Raw genomic sequence first — 22,185 nt, 5'->3', positions numbered from 1 at the left:
GGCGGTATTGTACCGGTCCGCGCGCATCGGCGCAGGCGAAGCACGTTTTACGGGCGGTGTTCGAGCGGGTTTCGCGGTCGCGACGGCCGCTTGGGCGTAGAGGCAGTGCGCGAGATGGCGGCGTAGGCGCGGGGGGGGCTGCCGCAGATGGTAGCGGCTTCGGTGGGGGATGTTGCTCCAGATGGTAGCGGCTTAGGTGCCGGAAGCCGTTCCCCAGATGGCGGCGGCCAGGGCAAGCACGCGCTCTGCCTCTTCGGCATGCAGGTTTTCGACCAACGCGCCGTCCACCACGGCCACGCCCTGGCCGGCGGCCTGTGCCTGGCGCCAGGCGTCCAGACGCCTGCGCGCTTGAGCCAGTTCGCTGTCGATGGGCGCAAAGGCGGCGTTGGCGGCGGCGATCTGCTTGGGATGGATCAGGGTCTTGCCGTCAAAGCCCAAGTCCCGCCCTTGGCGGCAGGCATCCGCGTAGCCCGCGTCGTCGTTCAAGTCCAGGTGTACGCCGTCCAGGACCGCCAGACCGTGGGCGCGCGCGGCCATGACGGCAAGGGATCGTGCCAGCAGGGTTTCTTCACGGCCGGGCGTATGGCGCGCGTGCAGGTCTTTGACCAGGTCTGACGTGCCCACCACGATGGCCGCCAGCCGGGCGTGGCCGCCCGCAATGGCGTCCAGCCGCAGGAAACCCAGCGGCGTTTCCGCCATGGCCCATAACGGCAGGTCGGGCGGCGCGCCGGCCGCGTCCAGCGCCTGGGCCAGCGCGGCCAGTTGGGCGGCGGACTGCACCTTGGGCAGCAACACGGCATCGGCGCCGGCCTGCGCGATGGCGGCGACGTCGTCATGGCCCCATGGCGTGTCCAGCGCATTGATGCGCACGATGCACTCGCGGCGTCCGTAACCGCCTTGTGTCAAGGCGGCGGCGACCTGCGCGCGGGCCTGTGGCTTGGCGTCGGGTGCGACGGCGTCTTCCAGATCGAGAATCAGGACATCGGCGTCCAGTCCTCGGGCCTTGTCCAAGGCGCGCGCGTTGGCGCCAGGCATGTAGAGAACGGAGCGGCGGGGGCGAAGGGCAGGGCGCATGAAGATAGAAGCCTGAGAGCGAAAGCCTGGAACCGAAGGCCTGGAAAGAAATCCTGGAAGCGAAAGCCCGGAAAGAAAGCGTGGAAAAAATCAGGGCTTGGCGTTGCCCACCACCTGAACGGGCGTGGTGCACACATAGCCGACACCATACACGGTGCGTATGCCCAGGTCGCCAGCGGCCTGCGCCCGAAGCTTGCGGCGTAGCCGATGCATGTGGGCGTCCAGCCGATGCGTGTCATAGGCGTCGATGCTGGCGCCCAGCGCCTCAACCAGTCGGCCGCGCGACAAGGGCAGCGGCGCCGACTGGATCAGCGCGCCGATCAGCCGGCTTTCGGTGTCGGTGATGTCCACGCACACTTGTGCAGGCGACACCAGCGTGCGCCGCGCGGGATCGAAGCGCCAGGTGTTGCCAGCGGCGTCGTCGGCCTCCGCCGGCACCACGCGCAGCCGTCGCGACAGCGACACCAGGGTGGCGCCCAATTCAGCCATGTTGACGGGTTTGGTCAGGTAGTGGTCGGCGCCAAGGCTCAGGCCCGACACCTTGTCTTCGCTGAGCAGGCGGCCGGTCAGCATCACGATGCCCATCGACGGATAACGGGTGCGCAATTGCGAAATGCGGGTCAGCGCGTCGCCGTCGGGCAGCATGGCGTCCAGCACCAGGATGCCTGGCGTCACGGTCAGCATCAGTTGATCCAGTTCCGCCAGCGAGCCGGCCGTAAGGATGGCCTTGTCCAGCCCCAGGTCCTGGATGTATTCGACGATCGTGTCGCGCCAGTCGCCGTGATCATCCACAACAATAATCGTCACGGCGCGGTCTCCGCCCGCGTTCGCACGCGACGCGATCCAAGGGCAAACACGCTTTTCGCTCCTGACATGCTACGGGTTCTTTTTGGGATAAGCGTCCGCTTGCGCGGGCTCAGGCCAGGCGGCGGTACGGAGAGAAACGTTTCGTATCGTTGATGCCTGCGGAGAATATCATTATCGATGTCGCGGCGGTGCAGCAAGCGGTCTGGATGCCATCCGCGGCTGACCGTAATTTGTGCCTGATCAAATTTTGCGCAGGCCGGACAGCGTGCCGGGAAGGGCCGCAAGACGTGCATCGGCGCACGCCTTATCCACAGAAATTGTGGATAAGACTCCCGCGTCTGGTTCCATCCGATTTATGTAGGTAGATATTCGATGGGTACACCGGCCGGCACCTTGCGCATGCGGTCGCGTTCGATGCGCGCCGAGGCGAACCGCGTCTTGCGCGCGGCCGCATTCTGCAGCAACACCGACAGCACCGCGCCCTTGTCCTGGATCCATTGCTTTTTGCCACGCAGCAATTTCATTGCATTCTCGGCGCTGCCCAGGCGGTAGGACATGGCGTTGATCTGGACCGAGGTCTTGCCGTCGAACGCAGACGGTTCCTGCTCGGTGATGGCGGCGGCATCCAGGTTGCTGCTTTCGTGGTCCACCCGATAGATGAACTTCAAGCCGCTGTGCGGATCTTGCGCCACGATGAGCTTGTCGGAACCCGAAATATCGGAAAGCATGCCGATGACGGGCGATTCAACCAGTTGGTTGCCGCGCTGTTCTTCCGTGTAGATGAAAATGCTGTGGCGCGCAGCGGAGACAGCGGCGGGAATAAGGGGAGTGCTATCCATACCTGACTTGAAATTGGCGTTCCGGACAACACGGTCCGGCGATGAAAAGGAACGTAGCGCGGAACCCGGCGCGACGCCCTAGCGCGGCCAGGCCAACCGCGCCAGCAGGCGTGATTTGACCGATGGCCAGTCGTCGTCGAGGATCGCGAAATAGACCATGTCGCGCGTGCGTCCCGACTGTGAAATCAGATGCTTGCGAAACACGCCTTCCTCGACCGCACCAAGGCGCAAAATGGCCGCGCGCGACTGGGCATTGCTCAGTTCCGTTTTGAAAACGATGCGTATGATACCAATTGTTTCAAAAGCGTGCCGAAGTAATAAGAACTTGGCTTCCGTGTTGGCGCCCGAACGTTGGCAGGCGGGCGTCAGCCACGTAGCGCCGATCTCCAGCCGCTTGTGCGCCCGCGCAATGTCCATGTAGCGCGTGGCGCCAATGATCTGCCCGTTGCTTTGCTGCACGATGACAAAGGGCAGGCAGGCGCCGGCCTGCGCGTCTTCCAGCGCGCGCGCCACGTAGCGCCGCATGTCGTCAAGCGTTGCGATGGGTTCCGGTTGCAGGCGCCAGAGTTCGGGATGCAGGCCTGCTTGCGCGAGCGCATCGACATGGTGCGCGGCCATGGGTTCCAGGCGCACGATGTCGCCATGAAGCGTGACGGGGTGCAAGGGCGGTAGGGGCATGGTGGCGTCCGTAGGGCGGCAAGGGGCGGCAAAGCACAGCGCGAGAGCGGCGATTCTACGCTGGCGCGCCCTTGCCGAACACGGGGGGCGGGCGCAGAATGCGGCGCATGAAAACAGACGTTGTGGTTCTGGGTGCGGGCATCGTCGGCGTCAGCACGGCGCTGCATTTATTGGCGCGCGGACGTTCCGTGGTGCTGCTGGACCGCCGCGGCCCCGGCGAGGAAACCAGCTATGGCAATGCGGGCCTGATCGAACGGGCCAGCGTCATTCCCTACGCTTTCCCGCGTGATTGGCGCAGCCTGTGGCGCTATGCGCGCAACAACACGCCCGACGTGAGCTATCACGTGCGCTTTTTGCCGCGCGTGGCGCCCTGGCTGCTGCGCTACTGGTGGCATTCGTCGCCCGCTCGGTTGGCGCGCGCGGCCGAAGCGATGCTGCCGCTGATCGAGCGCAGCGTGGCCGAGCATGACGCGCTGAAAGACGACGCGAACCTCTCGCCCTTGTTCCGCCGCACGGGCTGGATCGATGGGGTGCGGTCCGAGGCGGGCCTGGCGCGCGCCGTAGCGCAAGCCGAGGCATTGGCGCCGTACGGGCTGAACTACCGGGTGCTGGACCGGCAGGCGTTGACGGCGCTTGAGCCGTCGCTGTCCGCGCGCATGGTGGGCGCCGTGCACTGGCTGGATCCGGTCAACGTGTCTGACCCCGGCGCGGTCACGCGGGGGTACGCGGCGCTGTTCCAGCAACGCGGCGGGCAACTGCTGCGAGGCGACGCGCGCACCCTCAAGTCGGCCGGCAGCCAGGGATGGCAGGTGCAAGGCGACGACGGGCGCATCGAAGCCCGCGACGTCGTCGTGGCGATGGGACCGTGGTCGCCGGATGTGTTGCGGCCCTTGGGCTACCGCATTTCCATGGCGGTCAAGCGCGGCTATCACCAGCACTTCGCGCTGGAAGACGGCGCCACCTTGACGCACCCGGTGGCGGACATCGACAGCGGTTTCGTCGTAACGCCCATGACGCTGGGCGTGCGGCTGACTACCGGCGCGGAATTCGCGGCGCGCGATGCGCCGCCGTCGCCCATTCAGATTCAGCGTACGCGCGCACTGGCCAGGCAATTGCTGCCCTTGGGCGCGGCGGTTGAAAAAGAACCCTGGATGGGATGCCGCCCCTGCATGCCCGATATGCGGCCGGTGATCGGGCCGGCGCCTCGGCACGCTGGGTTATGGATGGCGTTTGGCCACGCGCATCATGGCTTTACGCTAGGCCCCGTGACCGGCAAGCTGCTTGCCAGCCTGATCACGGGCCAGGCGCCGGACGTGGACCCGGCGCCGTATGCCTTGCGGCGCTAAGGAATTTCCTAGCGCTGGGCGGCAATGACGCGGCGCTGACGCACTGCCTGCGCCAGCGTGTCCAGCACCGGTTCCGTCTGGGTCCAGCCCAGGCAGGCGTCGGTAATCGACACGCCACGGCGCAAGGGCAGGCCGGGCTTCAGGTCCTGGCGGCCTTCTTCCAGATGGCTTTCGATCATGACGCCGGTGATGCGGGCATCGCCCTGGGATAGCTGCGCGGCGATATCCTGGGCCACGTCGATCTGGCGCAGATGCGACTTGTTGGAGTTGGCGTGCGAGCAGTCGATCATGACCTGTTCGCGCTGGCCGGCGGCGCGCAGGGCGGCGCAACAGGCGTCAACGCTGGCCGCGTCATAGTTCGGGCCTTGCTTGCCGCCACGCAGGATCACGTGCGTGTCCTGATTGCCGCGCGTTTCAAAAATGGCGGCCATGCCCATCTTCGTCATGCCCATGAAGGCGTGCTTGGCGCTGGCGGCCACCATGGCGTCGGCGGCAATCTGCACGCCGCCGTCGGTGCCGTTCTTGAAACCCAGCGGGCAGCTCAGGCCAGAGCTCAGTTGGCGGTGGCTGGGGCTTTCGGTGGTGCGCGCGCCGATGGCGCCCCAGGCGATCAAGTCCGCGATGTATTGCGGGCTGAGCAGGTCCAGGAATTCGGTGGCAATGGGCAGGCCCAGGCCGCTGATGTCCAGCAACAGTTCGCGGGCGCGGCGCAAGCCTTCGTTGATGCGGAAGCTGCCGTCAAGGCGGGGGTCGTTGATGTAGCCCTTCCAGCCCACGGTGGTGCGCGGCTTTTCGAAGTAGACGCGCATGACGATCAGCAGGTCTTTCTTGTGCTGGTCCACCGCGGCCCGCAACTGGCGCGCGTAGTCCATGGCCTGGCCATGGTCATGGATGGAGCAGGGGCCGACGACGATCAGCAGGCGGTCGTCACGGCCATGCAGCACGTTGGCGATCTCGGCGCGGCTTTGCTCAACCAGATTCTGGATGGCGGGGGATACGGGTAACTCGTCTTGCAGCAACGCGGGCGAAATCAACGGACGCACGGCGCTGATGCGGGTGTCGTCGGTGCGCGTGTTGTCCTGGGTGGAGTCGGCCGTGCCGACCTCGCGGTCGTGCTGGGGGTCGTCAATGCGGGTCAAGGGGGGCTCCGTGCCGTAGATGCGCTAATGCGCTGGATGCGTGATGGCCGCCATTATCGCACTGGCCGCGCAGCCTCGCAGACTGAGGGCTGCCACCGTCTGGTGGAGCCATGGGCGTTGCGTATCGACAACGGATCGAGGCAAGAGCGGCCAGGTGTTCCCAAACCTACGCCTATCGGCGGGGAAATTGCCGTAGCCCTTTCTCCATGGCGACAGATCGCGCGGCAATGCCGTAGCATGAACCCGCAGAAAACCAGCGGTCGCCTGCGAAGGCCCGCCCTATAAATAGCGCCCTATCCATTAGGACGGAACGTAATGCCCAAAACAGACGCTGGCGCCGCACGGCGGATTCTTCTGGTGGAAGATCATCCCGTTGAACGCGCTTACCTGCAGAACATGCTGCTGGCGTTGGGGTATCGGCGTGTTGCCGGCGTGGGCAGCAGCACGGAAGCCATCAGTGCATTGGGCCGCCAGTTCTACGATCTGGTGATCAGCGACATCGTCATGAGCGACGGCGACGGCACGCATCTGCCCAACGAACTGCGGCGGCTGGTCGACGTGGGCCGCCTGAAAAGCATGCCGCCCATCATCTGGATCAGCAGCCTTAGCGACGAATTGCTGGAGTCCCATGTGCGGCTGGCGCTGCAGGCGGGCTGCCCCTCGGCGCAGGCGTTGTCCAAGCCGGTGTCGCGCACGTCCATGCATCAGGCGGTCAAGGCGGGCCTGGCGGCGGAGGATGTGACGACGCCCCGGCAACAATCGATACGTCGCGAAGTCATCGAAGCCGAGTTGGGCCGCGCCTTGATCACGGGCGAGGGCATGAGCGTGGTGCTGCAACCGCAGATGAGCCTGTCGACGGGGCAGGTCGTGGCCGCCGAGGCCCTGTCGCGCTGGGACCATCCCGAACTTGGCGCCATCTCGGCCGCTGATTTCGTGCCCGCCGCGCATCGTCTGGGCATGGATCGGATGTTGTTCCTGCGGGTGACGGATCGCGTGCTCGAAGTGCTGCAAACCCTGCACGCTGAAGAGATCGCCGTGCCCATCGCCATCAACGCGTCGTCTTCCACGCTGTGTTCGCGGGATTTGCCCGCCGTGCTGGAAAAACGGGTCGCGCGGGCGGGTTTGCCGGCGCGATTGGTGAAGGTGGAACTGACCGAGGACGAGCCCGTCAACGATTGGCTGGCGCTGTCGTCGGTGTTGAACCTGCTGCGGGTGCGCGGCTTTGAATTGGCGATGGACGATTTTGGCGCCGGCATCGCGTCGATGCGGCTGTTCTCGGCCATGCCATTTACCGAATTGAAGATCGACCGCGACTTCATTGTGCACATGCACCGCGAAGCCGCGTCCCGCGCGGTAGTGGCCGCCGCCATCGAAATGGGTCGCGTGCTGGGCCGGCGGGTGGTGGCCGAAGGGGTGGAGCAAGAGCGCGACCTGCAACTGCTGCGCGAACTGGGCTGCGACGTGGCCCAAGGCTATGGCCTGTCCATTCCCTTGGAGCCGGACGCATTCATCGACTTCTGCCGCCGCCATTGAGCGGGCGGCGGCAGCTTCAAGGCTTCAAGGCTTCAAATACCCGACACGTCAATGTCGCCGGGATAGTCCACCGAGAACTTCAGCACGGTTTCTCGGGACTTACCCGGCTCCAGCTCCCATTCCCAGGCAAGCTTGCCATCTTCCTCGCGCTTGACGTCGCGGTCGGCGGGCGACAGCAGCTTGACCACGATTTTCTCGTTGCGAGACACCGGCAGCCTGTCCTTGAACACCACCTGTTCCTTGGTGGCCTTGTTGTTCTTCACCTTGATCTTGTATTCGTAGGTCACACGCTTGCCGCTGCCGGAAAACCCCGTGCTTTCGGTGAAGCGGTTGACCAGTTGGCGCTTGATCGAGATGCCGTCGTCGGCGCCCATTGCAAGCTCGACCTTTTCGCCCGGCATCACCGCCTTGAGCGAACCGGACGCGACGAAGGCGTCATCCAGGAAGGTATTGAGCGAGCCGGCCAGGAAGGGGAAGTCGGTGCTGTTGCTGGCTAGAGCGGTCAGGAACACTGCTTCGCGCAGCGCGGGCGTGGACTGGTACTGCAAGGTGGCGGGCAGCTTGGCCGTGGTGATGGCCACGCGCTGCGACGTATTGTCGGACGCCAGCGTGGCCGGGGTCTTGATCTGGAATGACGCGCTGGTGGCGTCGTTCTGCACTTGCGCGGTCTGCACGTCGATGGGTTCCGGCACCGCTTCGGCCATGGCGGCGTCGGCATACGCCTGGCTGCCTGCGAGTGGAGCGCGCTTTCTCATCATCTCGCTGCTCACGGCGGGAGCCGGCGCGGCCACGGGGCGGGGCGGTGGCGGCGGCGCCGCCACGTCGATGATCCATGGCGTCAAGGTGGGCGCACCGCCGCCCAGCGCCGGGCGCGCGGTCGACAAGGTCAGCTTCACGCTGTTCCAGTCTTCGCCCGTGTTCTGCCGCACGACGCCGAAGTAACCCAGATCCACGCTGCGGTCGGCGGGGCGCAAGCGTGCATCGTAAGCGGGCGTCCAACGCGCGCCGCCCACCGCATACGACACCGCCAGGTCCACCTTGCCGGCGCGCGCCAGGTTCACGCGCAGCGTGACGGTCTTGCTGCGCCTGCTCAATTGGCCTCGCACGATGTTCATCTGGCTTTGCAGCGCGGACAATTCCCGTTCCAGGGCTTCCTTGCGCTCGGCCACCTGGCGCAGCCCCGCCAGCGTCTTGCCCAGACTGTCGGCGCTAAGGGTCTGGATGGCTTTCAATTCGTCCAACGTCAGGCGGGCACTGTCCTTGGATGGCTCGGTGGCGCCTCGCTGCATCATCAGCACCAGTTCGCGCTGGTTCTCCAACACGGCGGCCTCATCGTCCAGCCCGGCCAACTGGCCTTCCAGTTTGCGCACTTGCTCTTGCAGGGTGCGAACGCGCTCGTTGGTGGCGTCGGCCCGAAAGGCGTCGCGCACCTTGACGTCCAGCAATGACGCCTGGCCGGTGCTCTTGGCGGACACTTGCAAGGAATTTTCCTGCAACGACGCCGGCAGGTTTTCCAGAACCAGTTCATGTTCGCCCGCGGCGAGTTCGCTGCTGGCGGAACGAGTCACCACCGCGCGGTCCTGATACACGGTGACCGCACCGATGGAGGAACTGAGCGCGGCGGCGGCGCCCAAGCCGGGAAGGGTTGCAAGGGCCAAGGCCAGAAGGGTACGTCGCACGGGGTCACCTATCAATAGGAGGTATCAAGAGGAGGTATCAAAGCATCCATCCATCTCTCAGGGACGGATCACCGGTAGCGCAATGTACTCTTCCGCCGTCGGCCAGGGTTATACAGAACATGACAAACGCGACAGGGCTATACGCGCGCTATTCGTCGGAGGGCGGGAGCTCTGGGTGCGCAAGCTGGCGCAGCATTGCCACGGCGTTGACGGCGGCGATGGAGCGGTCGTGGCGGCGGTACGCCATGTCCAGCAGCGCGTGCGGCGCGTCCCCCTTGATCGGCCGGTATTCAATGCCTTCCGCGCCCATGTGCCGCATGGCGGCCGGCACCACCGAGATACCGACACCTGCCGCGACCAGGCTGACGATGGACGCCATTTGCGGCGCTTCCTGAATCACGCGCGGCGCAAAGCCCGCACGCTGGCAGGCCGACTGGATGGCGTCATACAAACCCGCGCCGATAGGCCGTGGATACAGCACGAAGTCTTCGTCGGCCAGTGCGGCAATCGGCACGCTGCGGCGGCGGCTCAGCGGGTGGTCCGGGGGCAGGGCGACCAGCATGGGCTCGTCCAGCACGCGCTCGGACTCGAACTCCGGGTCCAGCAGATACGGTGGGCGTACAAAAGCCACGTCGACCTCGCCCAGCCGCAGGCCGCGCAACAGGGAAATGGTGTTGCTTTCGGTCAGCGTGACGCGCACGTCGGGGTAGCGGTCGCGGTAAGCGCGGATGGCGCGGGGCAGGTAAGGGTGAAAGACAGCCGACGCCGTGAAGCCCACCGTGATGGCGCCGCGCTCGCCGCGCCCCAGTCGGCGGGCGGTGTCGATGGCGCGGTCGGCACTGGCCAGAATGGCGCGCGCATCCTCCAGGAACCGGGCGCCTGCCTCGGTCAGGTCCACCCCTCGCGGCAGCCGCAAAAAAAGCGGTGTGCCAATTTCGCGCTCAAGCTGTTGAATCTGCTGGCTTAATGGCGGCTGGCCGATACCCAGGCGCGCCGCCGCCCGCGTGAAATGCAGCTCTTCGGCCACGGCCGTGAAATAGCGCAGGTGTCGTAGTTCCATCGTTTAAAAATATGGTGAGTGCAAGTTTCATATATTGGACATATGAAGGGGAAAAGTCTACTTTTCCTGTACGGGTCACGAGCCCGTTTGCCCTTCGAGATTTCCAGATGTCTACCCCCTCCGCCAGTTCTTCCACGCCCACCCCCGCCGACTATCTGGCGCGCGGCACCCCCGAACTGCGCCGCGCCCAATGGGCTTTGTTCGCCGCCGGCTTTTCCACTTTTTCGCTCTTGTATTGCGTGCAGCCGCTGATGCCCCTGTTCACCGGCTCGTTCGGCGTATCGCCCGCGCAAAGCAGCCTGGTGCTGTCACTGTGCACGGGCTTGCTGGCCATTGCGATTTTCTTCGTCGGCCTGTTTTCGCAGGCGCTGCCGCGCAAGCGCATCATGGCGTGGTCCTTGCTGGCGTCCGCCGTGTTGGGCACCATCGCCGCCGTGGCGCCGGACTGGCACAGCCTGCTGGCGCTGCGCGCGCTGCAAGGCGTGGCGATGGGCGGCGTGCCGGCGGTCGCCATGGCCTACCTGGCTGAAGAAGTGGAACCCGACACGCTGGGCTTCGTGATGGGCCTGTACATCAGCGGCAGCGCATTCGGCGGGCTGTCGGGCCGCGTCATTACCGGCCTGGTGTCCGACCATTTTGGCTGGCGCGCCGCGCTGGGCACGCTGGGCGTTGTGGGCATCGTGGCCGCCGCGCTGTTCATGTGGCTGCTGCCCGCATCGCGCCGCTTCACGCCGCAACGCGGGCGCGGCTGGGCCGGCGTGTTGGGCGATGTGCGGGCGGGCGTGGGCGCGCACATGAAGAACGGCCCGCTGTGCGCGCTATTCGCCATGGGTGGACTGCTGATGGGCGCCTTCGTCACGGTCTACAACTACGTGGGCTTTCGCCTTCTGCTGCCGCCGTTTTCGCTAAGCCAGACCTTCATCGGCTTCATCTTCGTCGTTTACCTGGTAGGTATATTCGCGTCCACCTTTTTCGGCCGCCTGGCCGACCGCCACGGCCGAGGCGCCATGCTGTCCGCCGCCACCGGCCTGGCATTGGCCGGGCTGCTGCTGACGCTGTCGGACACGCTAGGCATCCTGATCGCCGGTATCGTGGTGTTCACCTTCGGCTTCTTCGCCGCACACGCGGTGGCCAGCGGCTGGGTCGGCCAGATGGCGCGTGGCTACAAGGCGCTGGGCGCGTCGTTGTACCTGCTGGTGTATTACGTCGGGTCCAGCGTGCTGGGCGCCTGGGGCGGACACTTCTGGGCCGCCAACCAATGGCCGGGCGTTGCCGCAATGGCTGGCGGGCTATTGACGATAGCGCTGTCGATCAGCGCGGGGTTGGCGTGGCGGACAAGTGGCGTGCGCGGGGCGCCAAACCATGTCCCAAACCAGACATAATTCAACCTCCGTCCCTTCCAGAGAGTCCCTCATGTTTTCTCATGTATGCGTCGGCATTCGCGACTTCGAACGCGCGTTTTCCTTCTATTCGCCGCTGGCCGAGGCGCTTGGGCTCGAGCTTCGATTCATTGAGCGCCAGATCCCCTGGGCAGGGTGGCAGCCCGCCGGCGGGGGCCGGCCGCTATTTGTGATCACCGCGCCCCATGACGGTAAAGCCGCTGAGCCAGGCAACGGGCAGATGACGGCATTTCTGGCGGCAGACCGGGCGACGGTGGACCGCTGCCACGCGTTGGCCTTGTCGCTGGGCGGCACGTGCGAAGGCCCACCCGGGTTGCGGCCCGACTACCACGCGAATTATTACGGCGCCTATTTCCGCGATGCCGAGGGCAACAAGCTCTGCGTGTGTTGCCACGGCCCGCAAGAGCAGCCCACGGCCTAGCGCGGAACGAGGGGCCGCGGCCCGGGCGAAACAGACGGGTTGCGCTCGGCCAAGGTGGCGTCAATGCCTTGGCTCAGCGCTGACAGCAAACTGTGTGGCGCCAGTTTCAATTGCGCCAGCAGCACGCTGCTGCGCGCCAGTCGGGTCAACGCCGCAGGCTCCAGGTCTGCCAACCACCGGCAAGCCTGCGCCGACATATGCAGGCCACTTACCTCGTCGGCATTGCCTTGTCGCGCAATGCGCTGCAGCAGCAGCAAATACATGAGGTTGGCTTCGTGGATATCGCGCAGAAGTTCGGTGGATTTCGGCATCGGGCACTCCACTGCGTAGAGTCCGCGGACCGGCCGCGACCGGGGCGAAATGGCGCGCGGCGTTCTCAGAAACGTCTTTTCCAGGCCCGGGGCGGGCTGGCGTGCCGGTATGGTCCGGTGATCATATTTAAGCGGCGCAGACACGTCAGTAATGGATTTCCCTGTGCGCGGCGAGGATGATTTCCACTCAAGACCGTCAAGCGCTGTAGCGCGAATATGCGGCCTTGCTGGCCGCCTACGGGCAAGCGCAGTCGCAATGCAGCCAATTGATCGCCGCGCGGGCCGCGCGTATTCTGCACCTTGAAGCAAACGCCATGCGGCTGCGCGCAGCAGTGCTTGGAGACGGGGCAGGAACGGTAGCGTCGCGTTACCTTGCGTTTCGGCATCGAGTCGAAGCCCCGCAATACAGTACACGCAGGAAAAGGGGCACACATGTTGAAAAAGCAGGACCGCGTATCCCATTCGTGGACCGATACGCTCGCCCGTCTGGAGGAAGAACGGATCATGTTGCAGCGCATAGCGGCCGGTGTGCCGCTGGCGCATGTGTTCGAACACGTCTTGCACGCCATCGAGGCCCAGTCCAGCGTTGAGCTGCGCGCGGCGATCGCGCTGGTCGATGAGACAGGCACCTATCTGGTCCACAATGCCGCGCCCAGCCTGCCTTCGGAGTTCAGCGCGGCGGTGCAACGCACGGCCATCGGACCCAACGTGGCCTCATGGGGCACGGCCGCATACACCGGCAACCCGGTATACGTGGAAGATATTGCGTCTCACCCGGATTGGAAGAACTGGCGCGACCTGGCGCTCGCGCATGGCTTGCGCAGCTGCTGGTCCACACCGATCAAAGCGCCCGACGGCCGCTTGCTGGGCGTGTTCTCGAACTATTACAGCGTCGCGCGCTCGCCCTCTGCCCACGATATTGAAGCGATAGCGGTGGTGACGCGCAGCGCGGCGCTGGTGATCGAACGCCACCTGACGGATGCCGCGTTGCGTACCAGCGGTGAGCGCTGGCGCGCGATGTTCGACGGCATGCAAGAGGCTTTCTTTCTTAGCGAGGCCTTGCGCGACGATGACGGCCGCATCGTGGACTTCCGCTTTCTGGAAGTGAACCCCGCCTTCGAGCGGCAAAGCGGCATGAAAGAGGGCGACACGCTGGGCCATACGCTGCGCGAGATGATTCCCGGGGTTCCGGGGCAGATCATGGATGCGTTTGCCCAAGTGGTCGAAACCGGTGAGCCCATCCAGTTTGAGTTTGCCGTGCCGGGGCCGAAAGAAGCCTGGTACGAGGCCCGCGCCCGCAAAGAGGGCGATGACCGCATGATGGCCTTGTTCCTGGATGTGACTGCCCGCAAGCTGGCCGAGACGGAATTGTGGGAAGGACAGCATCGCAAGAACTTCCTCTTGTCGCTGGTTGACCGCATGCGCGCCTTGCATCATCAACGCGAGATAGAACACGCCGCGTGCGCGGGTTTGGGCCAGCATCTTGCGCTGGGCCTGGCCGCCGTGCTGGAACGGCCGGACGAGAACGGACCGGTCACGCTGTCGGCCTGTTGGCGGTCCGAGGCAGACTTGGCGGCGCAGCAGGCGCTAGAGCCTGATCAGATGGACGAAGATTTTCACGCGGCGATGCGCAAGGGCCGCACGGCATACCTGCAACCCATGGTGGCGGAACAAGGCGGCGAAGTCAGGCCGTCCGCGATCGTGGTGCCGATGCGCCGCTGGGGCCGGCAGGGCGGAGCCTTGCTGGTGCGACCGCTGGCCACCAGCCGGCTGAGGGCGGGCGACGTGGCGTTTCTGGAAGAGGTCTGCGAACGCTTGTGCGATGCCGTCGAACGCTCGCAATATGCCCGCACCCTGGAACAGCGCGTGGAAGACGCGATCGCGGAGCGCGATCGCATCTGGCGCCTGTCACCGGAATTGTTGGCCGTGATCGACGGCCAGGACCGCTTTGTCAGCGTCAATCCGGCGGTGCGGCCGATCCTGGGCTGGAGCCCCGAGCAGTTCCTGTCGATGGGCCTGAACGAACTGATCCATCCCGACGACCTGGCCGCCACGCGCGACACGATCGCGCTGGCCTCGCAAGGCAATCCGGCACAGACGGTCCGCCATATGGAAAACCGGCTGCTGACGCGCGACGGCACGTACCGCTGGATCACCTGGAGCATGTCCTGGTCGCAAGACAACCTGTACATGACGGGACGCGACGACACCGACTTGAAGGTACAGGCCGAGACCTTGCGCGATACGGAACAGGCCTTGCGCCAGTCGCAGAAAATGGAAGCCGTGGGCCGGCTGACGGGCGGCATCGCGCATGACTTCAACAATATGCTTCAAGGCATCACCGGCGCCTTGTACCTGATTCAGCGCAAGCTGGCGGCCGGCACGCCGGAACAGGCGCAGCGCTTCATCAACGTCGCCATGGATTCGGCGAATCGCGCCGCGCATCTGACCCAACGTCTCCTGACGTTCTCACGGCGCCAGCCGATTGACCCGAAACCGTTCAGCGCGGCGCCCACGCTGCAATCCATGGCCGACCTGTTCCACCGCTACACGGGCGAGGGCGTGCGGCTGTCGTTCAAGCTGGAGCCAGACTTGTGGACGGTGCGGTGCGATCGGAACCAGTTTGAGAATGCACTGCTGAATCTCGTCATCAATGCTTGCGACGCCATGCCCAATGGCGGCGAGTTGACCGTCGCGGCCTTGAATACGCGCCTGGACGAGGCCACGCTACGCCCCTATCCCGGCGTAAGCCCCGGGGAGTTCGTCGAAGTCTCCGTCACGGACGTAGGCTGCGGCATGCCGCCGGACGTGCTGGCCCATGCCTTCGACCCCTTCTTCACGACCAAGCCCTTGGGCGAAGGCACGGGGCTGGGCCTGTCGATGATCTACGGGTTCGCCAAGCAGGCGGGCGGCATGGCGGTGTTGGAAAGCGTGGTGGGCCAGGGCACAACGGTCAAACTGCTGCTGCCGCGTTACGAAGGCGCCCCGGATGCCGCGCAACGGCCCGAACCTGCTGCGCACCGGACGCAAGATGCGACGCAGCCTTCCGTGGTGGTGGTCGTGGAAGACGACACCAATGTGCGTGACATGGTGCGTGAGTTCCTGGCCGAACAGGGCATGCAGGTGTTGACGGCGGCGGACGGTGAGGCCGGCCTGGAACTGGTGCTGCACACGACCGATATCGACCTGCTGGTGACCGACGTGGGGTTGCCCGCCTTGAATGGACGGCAATTGGCCGACGCGGCGCGGGCGGCGCATCCTGGGCTGAAGGTGCTGTTGATGACGGGCTATGCCGAGAGCGCGGCTCGAGGAGCCGGCTTTCTGGAACACGGTATCGAATTGATCGTGAAGCCGTTCTCGCTGGAAGTGTTGGGCGAGCGCGTGCAGCGCATGCTGGATGAGTCAGAACTTGAAAGGGACGGTAGCCGCGCGGGGTAGGCCCCGGGCACGGCCGCCCGGGGGTGACGGTGTTGCAAAGGCAGGTAAAAAATACCCGGCCGTGCGCGCTGGAAGGCCATATTGCGCAAGGTGGGCGAGTTCACAGGTCAGGAACGGCGATTGCTTATAGACGTGTGCACTTCCCACTAAGGAGTCTGACTATGAAATTCCGTCCTTTGACTTGCGCTTTCGCATTGGTTGCCGGTTTGACGTCCGCGGGCGCGGTAATGGCCCAAACGGCGCCCTCGACTTCGCCGTCCAACACGCCTAACGACACGACTGCCGCGCCGCCCAATCGCCCGTTGCCTGCTGGCCAGATGGCGCCAGCGCCCAACGAGACGCCCTCGACCGGAACCCAGCCGCCCAATGTGGACAAGAGCGGCAAGATGTCTTCGGACAAGCATTCGGGTCAGATGTCGAATAAAAAACGCGAGGCGAATGAGAACGTGCCGCGTACGCCGGCAGCTGGCGCGACGCCTCCTCCGGGATACCCGAACACCGGCGGCTCGAAGTAAGGGCCAGGCAAAAGGCTTCCCGAGGGAAGCCTTTTTTTATGTGCTCAGCCTGGCGGGCCGCGACCCGCAGGCCGGGCGCGCGTTGGCCTTAATGCTGCCTACGCAGTTCAGCGGGCGGCACGCGCAGTTGTCCGCGGTACTTGGACACGGTGCGCCGCGCCAGCAGAATGCCGCTGGCCGCCAGTTGCTGGGTCAGCGCTACGTCCGACAACGGCATCGCGGGATCTTCGGCTTCGACCATTTCCTTGATCAGCGCGCGAACGGCCGCGGCTGAACACGAGCCGCCCGATTCCGTGGCGAGTTCGCGCGAAAAGAAGTGACGAAACTCGAATACACCGCGCGGGGTCACCATGTACTTTCCGACGGTGGCGCGCGACACGGTGGACTCGTGCATGTCCAGGTCATCGGCCACTTCGCGCAACATCAGCGGACGCAACGCGACTTCACCATACTCAAAAAACGTTTGCTGGCGCTTGACGATGGCTTCCGCCACGCGCTGGATCGTCGTATAGCGTTGCTCGACATTGCGCACCAGCCAGCGTGCTTCCTGCAGCTCTTGCGCCATCGGGCTGCGGTCGTCCAGGCGCGCGCGCCGGAACAGGTCCGCGTACGTGCGGTGCAACCGCGCTTGCGGCATGGCGTTGCGGTTGGGCAGAACGCGCCAGCGCGAGTGCCACTTGTCGACAAACACATCCGGCACGACATAGACCGGCGCCTCGGCGCTGTAGCGCGAGCCCGGCTTGGGGTTCAGGCTGCGGATCAGGGCGCAGGCCTCGCGGATCGCATCGTCGGAAGACCCCAGCAGGCGCCGTAAACCCGCGGAGTCGTTCTTGCCCAGGCGGTCCAGGTGTTCGCGCACAATGCGCAACGCCAGGTCACGCACCACCGGCGCCACCGATTGTGCGGCGGCCAGTTGCAGCGACAGGCATTCGGTCAGGTCGCGAGCCGCCAGGCCCGGTGCATCCAGTTGCTGCACAAGGCGCAGGGCAGCGGTCCATTCGCCCTCGTCGGGCGGGGGGCTGAACGCGGGGTTGGCGGGGTCGGACAGGCTGGTCAAGGGCACACGCAGGTAACCGTCGTCGTCCAAGGCATCAATGATGAATTCGGCCAGCAGGCGGTCGCGCGGCTCCAGGTGATAGTTGCCCAGGTCCGCCGACAATCGTTCCCGCATGGATACGGTGGCGCACACCCATTGCCCCATGTCCTTGCCGTCGCCACCGCTGGCCAGTTGGGTCGGGTAGTCGCCGGAATACGCGGGCGCGTCGGGCATGGGTTCGTCAGTCTCCGGGGAGGGCGCGGCGGCCGCGGGCTCGCCGGCGGTTTCGATACCGTCACCAAAACTGCCCGGTTTGATCGAATCCAGGTTCGATGCCGGTTCGGTGTCCTGGTCGTCGCCATCCTCAAGAAAAGGATTCGTGGCTAGCGCATGTTCCACCGCGGTCGTGAACTCAAGTGCCGACATTTGCAGCAGCTTGACAGACTGCTGCAAGCGAGGCGCTAGCGTCATTTGTTGGCGCAGGCGCAATTCTTGCGAGGGGTGGCCCAATCGAGTCTCCTGGATGAAAGCCGCCAGAGGGCGGCACCTTCCAAGACTGATGCAAGATCCGTGCCAGCCCGTTTTGCGGGCGGGCGGACACGGGGCGGTCGCCTGGGGCAGCCACCGTATTACAAGTGGAATGTAAGAACTGCTCAGCCGTCAGCCAAGCCTTCCTTTTCGTAGACGTCCAAGCGGTTATATAGGGTCTTCAAGCTGACGCCCAGCGTTTCTGCCGTGCGCCGCTTGTCGCCACCATGATGGGCCAGGGTGGCCAGGATGAAGGCGCGCTGCGCCTGGTCCAGCGGCATGCCCACGGGAAAACTCATGCCGCCATCACGCAGCTCGGCCTGCGGACTGGCCGGGGGACGGGTGAGCAGGTTGGCGTCCAACTGCGTATCCGCCAGGATGTAGGCGCGCTGGACGACATTGCGCAGCTCACGCACGTTGCCTGGCCAGTCATGCTGGGCGATAGCCTCCAGCATGCGTTTGGAGAATGTCTTTTGCGTCTCGTGCCGAGTGTTGAGGGCGTCCAGGAACTGTTGGGCCAGGATCACGGCGTCATCGCCGCGCTCGCGCAGCGGCGGCACGCGCAAGGGAATGACCAGCAGGCGATGCAGGAAATCCTGGCGCAGCCGGCCATCGGCGACAGACACGGCGGGGTCGCGATTGCTGGCGCAAATGATGCGCACGTTGGCGCGCAGCAGATCCGTGCCGCCCACGCGCTGATAAGTGCCGGCTTCCAGCACACGCAGAAAATGCACCTGCATGTCGGGCGGCATTTCCGTGACTTCATCCAGGAACAAGGTGCCGCCGCTGGCGTATTCAAAGTAGCCCGCGTTCTGCGCCACCGCGCCGGTAAAGCTGCCTTTTTCATGGCCGAAGAGTTCGGCGTGCGCCAGGGTGCCGCTGATTGCGCCGCAGTTCACGGCCACGAAGGGCGCGCCACGGCGGTCGCTGCCGTCGTGGATCGCGCGGGCGATAATCTCTTTGCCCGAGCCGCTTTCTCCCACGATGAAGACACTGGCGTCTGTCGCCGCCGCCAGTTGCAGTTGGGTCGCCAATTTTTGCATGACGGCGGACATGCCGGTCACGTCCATGGGAGTAACTGGGGACACGGGCGCACTGTCGCGCCGCGCGGTGGTGCGATTTGCCATACTGATACCTCGGGCCGCCGGGGCCTAACGCGACTGCACAATCGTAGTGGCGCGTACGCCGCGCGATTGCGACCAGTTGCAAGTATTCGAAAACTTTAGTCGACAGTATCGATTGTTTACGCATTATGCGGCCAGACTGTCTATGCTCGTACTGACAAATGCGTGACGATATTCACCTATACCGCACGTCTACACGGAGAAGCTATGCCTCATCTGCTTGTCGTCGACGACGACGACGCGATCCGGGAAACACTGGCCGAAATGGGCCGCGACTGCGGTTTTTCGGTGGCAGTGGCAGGCAGCATCAAAGATGCGCTGATACAGCTGGAACGGCAAGCGCCGGATCTGGTGTTGACCGATGTCCGCTTGCCAGGGGGCAACGGTCTGGACATCTTCAAGAATGCGGCCGTGGCCAGCGCCGAAGTCGTGGTAATGACGGGCCATGGCACCGTGGATTACGCGGTGCAGGCCTTGCGCCTGGGCGCAAGCGATTTCCTGGTCAAGCCGATCTGCATGGAACGGCTGAACGAAATCTTGACGCGCGTCGTGACGAACGCAGGCGGCGAAGTCCCTGGCATGCCCTTCGAGGAACCTGGCCGCTTTGGCAAGCTGTACGGCGAGTCGCCGCGCATGGTCGAGCTCTATCGCCAGATCGGGCGGGTCGCGCCCACCAACGTCACGACCTTATTGATCGGCGAAAGCGGCACCGGCAAGGAATTAGCCGCGCATGCCATCCACGAACTCAGCACGCGCCGCCAGCGGCCGTTCATTGCGGTCAACTGTGGGGCGATCTCGCCGAACCTGATCGAAAGCGAAATGTTCGGGCACGAGCGCGGCAGCTTCACGGGCGCCGACCGTCAGCACAAGGGCTACTTCGAACGGGCAGACGGCGGCACGCTGTTCCTGGACGAAGTGACCGAGATGCCGTTGGACCTGCAGGTCAAGCTATTGCGGGTGCTGGAAACCGGGCAATTCATGCGGGTGGGCACGAATCGCGAGATCAACTGCAACATCCGCATTGTGGCGGCCACCAACCGCAATCCTGAACAGGCCGTGCAGGAAGGCAAGCTGCGCGAAGACCTTTATTACCGACTGAGCGTCTTTCCGATTGAATTGCCGCCACTGCGAGAGCGCGGCGATGACATCCTGCTGTTGGCGCGCCGTTTTCTACAGGCGCAAAACCAGGAGTCCGGCAAGAGCAAGGCGTTTTCACCCGAGGCCGCGGAAGTGCTCAAGCAGTACGAATGGCCGGGTAATGTGCGCGAGCTGAAGAACTTCGTGCGCCGCGCCTTCATCATGGCCGATGGCGATGTGCTGGGCGTGGACATGCTGGTGCCGCAAGTATCGCCAGCTGGCGATGGGGCGGGCGATGAAGTCAGTGTGCCCGTTGGCGAGACGCTGGCGGAAGCGGATCGGCGCCTGATCCTGGCCACGCTGGAACGCTGCAATGGCGTGAAGAAGCAGGCCGCGCTGATGCTAGGCATCAGCCCCAAGACGCTCTACAACCGCCTGGAAGAATACGCGGCCGCCGGAATCGTGCTGCCCAGCGATGACGCCGGGTCGCGCGATTCCAGGAATGCCGCTTGACCGTGTCCGCAGCCTGCTATTTGCCGTGGCGTGTCCACTAGCCCGGGCATGCCACTTGCGCAACCAGGTGGCGCATTACGCGATACGGAGAACGAGATGACGCAGCACACTGAGCAGGATCCGGGGAATTCCAAAGCGAACGAACCCAAGGACGAATCCGAAGCCGCGCGCGACAGCGGTCAGTTTGGCGCGGATAAACCGGGATACGGGAAAGCACGCGAGCCCGCCAAGCGTCCGGCGGACAAAAAGCCCCACACGCGCGGGCCAGAGTTCGAGGAAGGTGGTCAGTATCCGGGCACCCGCAAGTCGGGTAACTAGAAGGGCGGGCAAGCAAGGAGCGCCGGGCATTCAGCCCGGTTCGTCTCCCCATCGGAACAGCATGACGACGCAATGCAGGGCGGCCAGCCCGATCAAGCCCTGAATGCCACGCACCGCGGCTTCGGGAAAGATCTTGGCGAAGACATCCAGGTTGACGGCGGCCATCAAGCCACAATTCAAGCCACCCGCCACCACCAGGATCAACGCGGTCCAATCCAGGAAGGACAGTTCACGTGCGCGACCTATCGGGCGCGCGGAAAAATCTTCTTGATGTTCTGAAATATTTTCACTTTTGCCCGACACGTCCATGGTTGGCATGCTCCGATTGTGGGTGCGTGGGATCAACCGCCATTGCGAACCGGGTCAGGCGGCGTATGGGATACGCCCGCGTCGTCGGCGTCCGTGACGTGGTCGGGCGCGATGTCGTCGCCGTCGTCGTCACGCAGGTCCGGATCAACGCTTTCCCGTTCGCCGGTCGCTTGCGAGTCGCTATCGGTATGCGTTCGGCTTGGAGGCAGGTCGCTGGCGGAATCGGACGAATCGCTGGGGCCCAGATCGGGGCGGCCGCTGTCGTCGGGGTGCCGAATATCGGGGGGTGAGGTCGCGGGCATGACGGTCTCCGGTGTGGCTGCAAAAGAGGGTGGGGGGCAGTCCTGAGGCTGCACCGCACTTCGGACAATTCAGCAAATGCCGTGCCGACGTGCGCGGGTATGCCAGTTGCTGGCATGCGTCTGTCCGCACACGGGAGAACGCTATGTCTTTGATCGTTGCCGCAAGGTTCCAGACGTTTGACCAGGCCTCCGTCGCCACGCAGAACCTGTTCAAGGAAGGTTTTACCGAAGAGGACGTTCATACGTTCTACATCAATACGGCAGGAGAGCACTCGCGCTATCCGCTCGGGGGAGACCGCCTGGCGGACCCGGACGCCAAGGGCGGGCACGTGGGCGCGGTGGCGGGCGCATCGGCCTTGGGCCTGCTGTTTGCCTTGTTGGGCGGGGCAATCGCCGCCCAGATGGCGGCATCCATATTCATTGTTATCGCCGCCGCCGGCGTGGGCGCGTACATCGGCGCGTTGGCCGGCGCCATGTGGGTTGTGGGCCGGGGCCGGCGCAAGAGCTCGATGACACCAGTGGTGCAGGAATCCCATCCGGCCGTGCGACAGGCTGGCGTCATGTTGGCGCTGCATGTGTCGACCGAGCAGGAGGCCTTGGCCCGGCGTGTGCTGCGCGAGTCTGGCGGGCATGACATCGAACGCGCGCAAGGTCGATGGCGTGACGGCAAGTGGCAGGACTTTGACCCGTTGATCCCACCCGAGACCGTCGAGGCCCCTGCGCCAACGCCCTGACGCC

The 22,185-nt window shown here is 64.8% G+C and carries 21 protein-coding genes; 9 read left to right on the top strand and 12 right to left on the bottom strand.

Going from position 1 to position 22,185, the window contains the following annotated elements:
- Window positions 1-192: 192 nt before the first annotated feature.
- From P8T11_RS05695 to P8T11_RS05680, 4 genes are all read right to left on the bottom strand, one after another.
- Window positions 193-1,074, bottom strand: coding sequence for an HpcH/HpaI aldolase/citrate lyase family protein (locus P8T11_RS05695; protein WP_268077848.1), 882 nt, complete (start codon window positions 1,072-1,074; stop codon window positions 193-195).
- A gap of 90 nt (window positions 1,075-1,164) precedes the next feature.
- Window positions 1,165-1,881 carry a response regulator transcription factor gene (locus tag P8T11_RS05690; protein WP_268077849.1) on the bottom strand — a complete coding sequence of 239 codons (717 nt, stop codon included), beginning with the start codon at window positions 1,879-1,881 and terminating at the stop codon, window positions 1,165-1,167.
- Between the two features lie 353 nt (window positions 1,882-2,234).
- Window positions 2,235-2,720, bottom strand: a complete 486-nt coding sequence (locus tag P8T11_RS05685) for a hypothetical protein (RefSeq protein ID WP_268077850.1) — start codon at window positions 2,718-2,720, stop codon at window positions 2,235-2,237.
- Window positions 2,721-2,798: 78 nt separating this feature from the next.
- Window positions 2,799-3,398: a GNAT family N-acetyltransferase gene (locus P8T11_RS05680; protein ID WP_268077851.1), complete on the bottom strand. Its 600-nt coding sequence runs from the start codon at window positions 3,396-3,398 to the stop codon at window positions 2,799-2,801.
- A gap of 107 nt (window positions 3,399-3,505) precedes the next feature.
- Here P8T11_RS05680 and P8T11_RS05675 point away from each other — a divergent pair, with 107 nt between their 5' ends.
- Window positions 3,506-4,744 carry an NAD(P)/FAD-dependent oxidoreductase gene (locus P8T11_RS05675; RefSeq protein WP_268077852.1) on the top strand — a complete coding sequence of 413 codons (1,239 nt, stop codon included), beginning with the start codon at window positions 3,506-3,508 and terminating at the stop codon, window positions 4,742-4,744.
- Between the two features lie 8 nt (window positions 4,745-4,752).
- Here the strand turns inward: P8T11_RS05675 and P8T11_RS05670 are convergent, their stop codons facing one another.
- A complete protein-coding gene (locus tag P8T11_RS05670; protein WP_277550793.1) occupies window positions 4,753-5,883 on the bottom strand; it encodes a 3-deoxy-7-phosphoheptulonate synthase in 1,131 nt (376 codons plus the stop codon).
- Between the two features lie 315 nt (window positions 5,884-6,198).
- Between P8T11_RS05670 and P8T11_RS05665 the strand changes: the two genes are divergently transcribed.
- A complete protein-coding gene (locus P8T11_RS05665; protein ID WP_268077853.1) occupies window positions 6,199-7,416 on the top strand; it encodes an EAL domain-containing response regulator in 1,218 nt (405 codons plus the stop codon).
- Between the two features lie 32 nt (window positions 7,417-7,448).
- On the opposite strand, the gene P8T11_RS05660 is transcribed toward P8T11_RS05665, so the two are convergent.
- Together P8T11_RS05660 and P8T11_RS05655 are read right to left on the bottom strand one after the other, a co-directional pair.
- Window positions 7,449-9,095, bottom strand: a complete 1,647-nt coding sequence (locus tag P8T11_RS05660; protein WP_268077854.1) for a mucoidy inhibitor MuiA family protein — start codon at window positions 9,093-9,095, stop codon at window positions 7,449-7,451.
- Between the two features lie 148 nt (window positions 9,096-9,243).
- A complete protein-coding gene (locus P8T11_RS05655) occupies window positions 9,244-10,155 on the bottom strand; it encodes a LysR family transcriptional regulator (RefSeq protein WP_268077855.1) in 912 nt (303 codons plus the stop codon).
- A gap of 107 nt (window positions 10,156-10,262) precedes the next feature.
- Here P8T11_RS05655 and P8T11_RS05650 point away from each other — a divergent pair, with 107 nt between their 5' ends.
- Window positions 10,263-11,537 (top strand): MFS transporter, encoded by a 1,275-nt coding sequence (locus P8T11_RS05650; RefSeq protein WP_268077856.1) that lies wholly within the window; start codon window positions 10,263-10,265, stop codon window positions 11,535-11,537.
- Between the two features lie 31 nt (window positions 11,538-11,568).
- The gene (locus P8T11_RS05645) at window positions 11,569-11,976 is read left to right on the top strand and encodes a VOC family protein (RefSeq protein WP_268077857.1); all 408 of its coding nucleotides are present in this window, start codon (window positions 11,569-11,571) and stop codon (window positions 11,974-11,976) included.
- On the opposite strand, the gene P8T11_RS05640 is transcribed toward P8T11_RS05645, so the two are convergent.
- On the bottom strand, window positions 11,973-12,287 hold the full coding sequence (locus P8T11_RS05640; RefSeq protein WP_268077858.1) for a flagellar transcriptional regulator FlhD: 315 nt from the start codon (window positions 12,285-12,287) through the stop codon (window positions 11,973-11,975). The two genes, P8T11_RS05645 and P8T11_RS05640, sit on opposite strands and share 4 nt — an antisense overlap.
- 432 nt (window positions 12,288-12,719) lie before the next feature.
- On the opposite strand from P8T11_RS05640, the gene P8T11_RS05635 reads away from it, so the two are divergent.
- Window positions 12,720-15,725 (top strand): PAS domain S-box protein, encoded by a 3,006-nt coding sequence (locus P8T11_RS05635; protein WP_268077859.1) that lies wholly within the window; start codon window positions 12,720-12,722, stop codon window positions 15,723-15,725.
- 161 nt (window positions 15,726-15,886) lie between these two features.
- Window positions 15,887-16,240 (top strand): hypothetical protein, encoded by a 354-nt coding sequence (locus P8T11_RS05630; RefSeq protein ID WP_268077860.1) that lies wholly within the window; start codon window positions 15,887-15,889, stop codon window positions 16,238-16,240.
- A gap of 88 nt (window positions 16,241-16,328) precedes the next feature.
- Here the strand turns inward: P8T11_RS05630 and P8T11_RS05625 are convergent, their stop codons facing one another.
- Both P8T11_RS05625 and P8T11_RS05620 read right to left on the bottom strand, forming a co-directional pair.
- Window positions 16,329-17,747, bottom strand: coding sequence for an RNA polymerase factor sigma-54 (locus tag P8T11_RS05625; RefSeq protein ID WP_277550797.1), 1,419 nt, complete (start codon window positions 17,745-17,747; stop codon window positions 16,329-16,331).
- Window positions 17,748-17,929: 182 nt separating this feature from the next.
- The gene (locus P8T11_RS05620) at window positions 17,930-18,874 is read right to left on the bottom strand and encodes a sigma-54 interaction domain-containing protein (protein WP_268082440.1); all 945 of its coding nucleotides are present in this window, start codon (window positions 18,872-18,874) and stop codon (window positions 17,930-17,932) included.
- A gap of 261 nt (window positions 18,875-19,135) precedes the next feature.
- Here P8T11_RS05620 and P8T11_RS05615 point away from each other — a divergent pair, with 261 nt between their 5' ends.
- Entirely contained in the window at window positions 19,136-20,518 is a 1,383-nt protein-coding gene (locus tag P8T11_RS05615) for a sigma-54-dependent transcriptional regulator (RefSeq protein WP_268077862.1), read from the top strand.
- Between the two features lie 96 nt (window positions 20,519-20,614).
- Window positions 20,615-20,836: a hypothetical protein gene (locus P8T11_RS05610; RefSeq protein WP_268077863.1), complete on the top strand. Its 222-nt coding sequence runs from the start codon at window positions 20,615-20,617 to the stop codon at window positions 20,834-20,836.
- A gap of 30 nt (window positions 20,837-20,866) precedes the next feature.
- Here the strand turns inward: P8T11_RS05610 and P8T11_RS05605 are convergent, their stop codons facing one another.
- Window positions 20,867-21,154, bottom strand: coding sequence for a DUF378 domain-containing protein (locus tag P8T11_RS05605; RefSeq protein WP_268077864.1), 288 nt, complete (start codon window positions 21,152-21,154; stop codon window positions 20,867-20,869).
- A gap of 23 nt (window positions 21,155-21,177) precedes the next feature.
- A complete protein-coding gene (locus P8T11_RS05600) occupies window positions 21,178-21,447 on the bottom strand; it encodes a hypothetical protein (RefSeq protein WP_268077865.1) in 270 nt (89 codons plus the stop codon).
- A 143-nt stretch (window positions 21,448-21,590) separates the two neighbouring features.
- Between P8T11_RS05600 and P8T11_RS05595 the strand changes: the two genes are divergently transcribed.
- Window positions 21,591-22,181, top strand: a complete 591-nt coding sequence (locus tag P8T11_RS05595; protein ID WP_268077866.1) for a hypothetical protein — start codon at window positions 21,591-21,593, stop codon at window positions 22,179-22,181.
- The last annotated feature ends 4 nt before the right edge of the window (window positions 22,182-22,185 follow it).

Origin of the sequence: Achromobacter spanius (genome assembly GCF_029637605.1) — a bacterium.
Lineage (GTDB): Bacteria > Pseudomonadota > Gammaproteobacteria > Burkholderiales > Burkholderiaceae_B > Achromobacter > Achromobacter spanius_E.
This window is presented reverse-complemented; position numbering and strand designations above follow the sequence as displayed.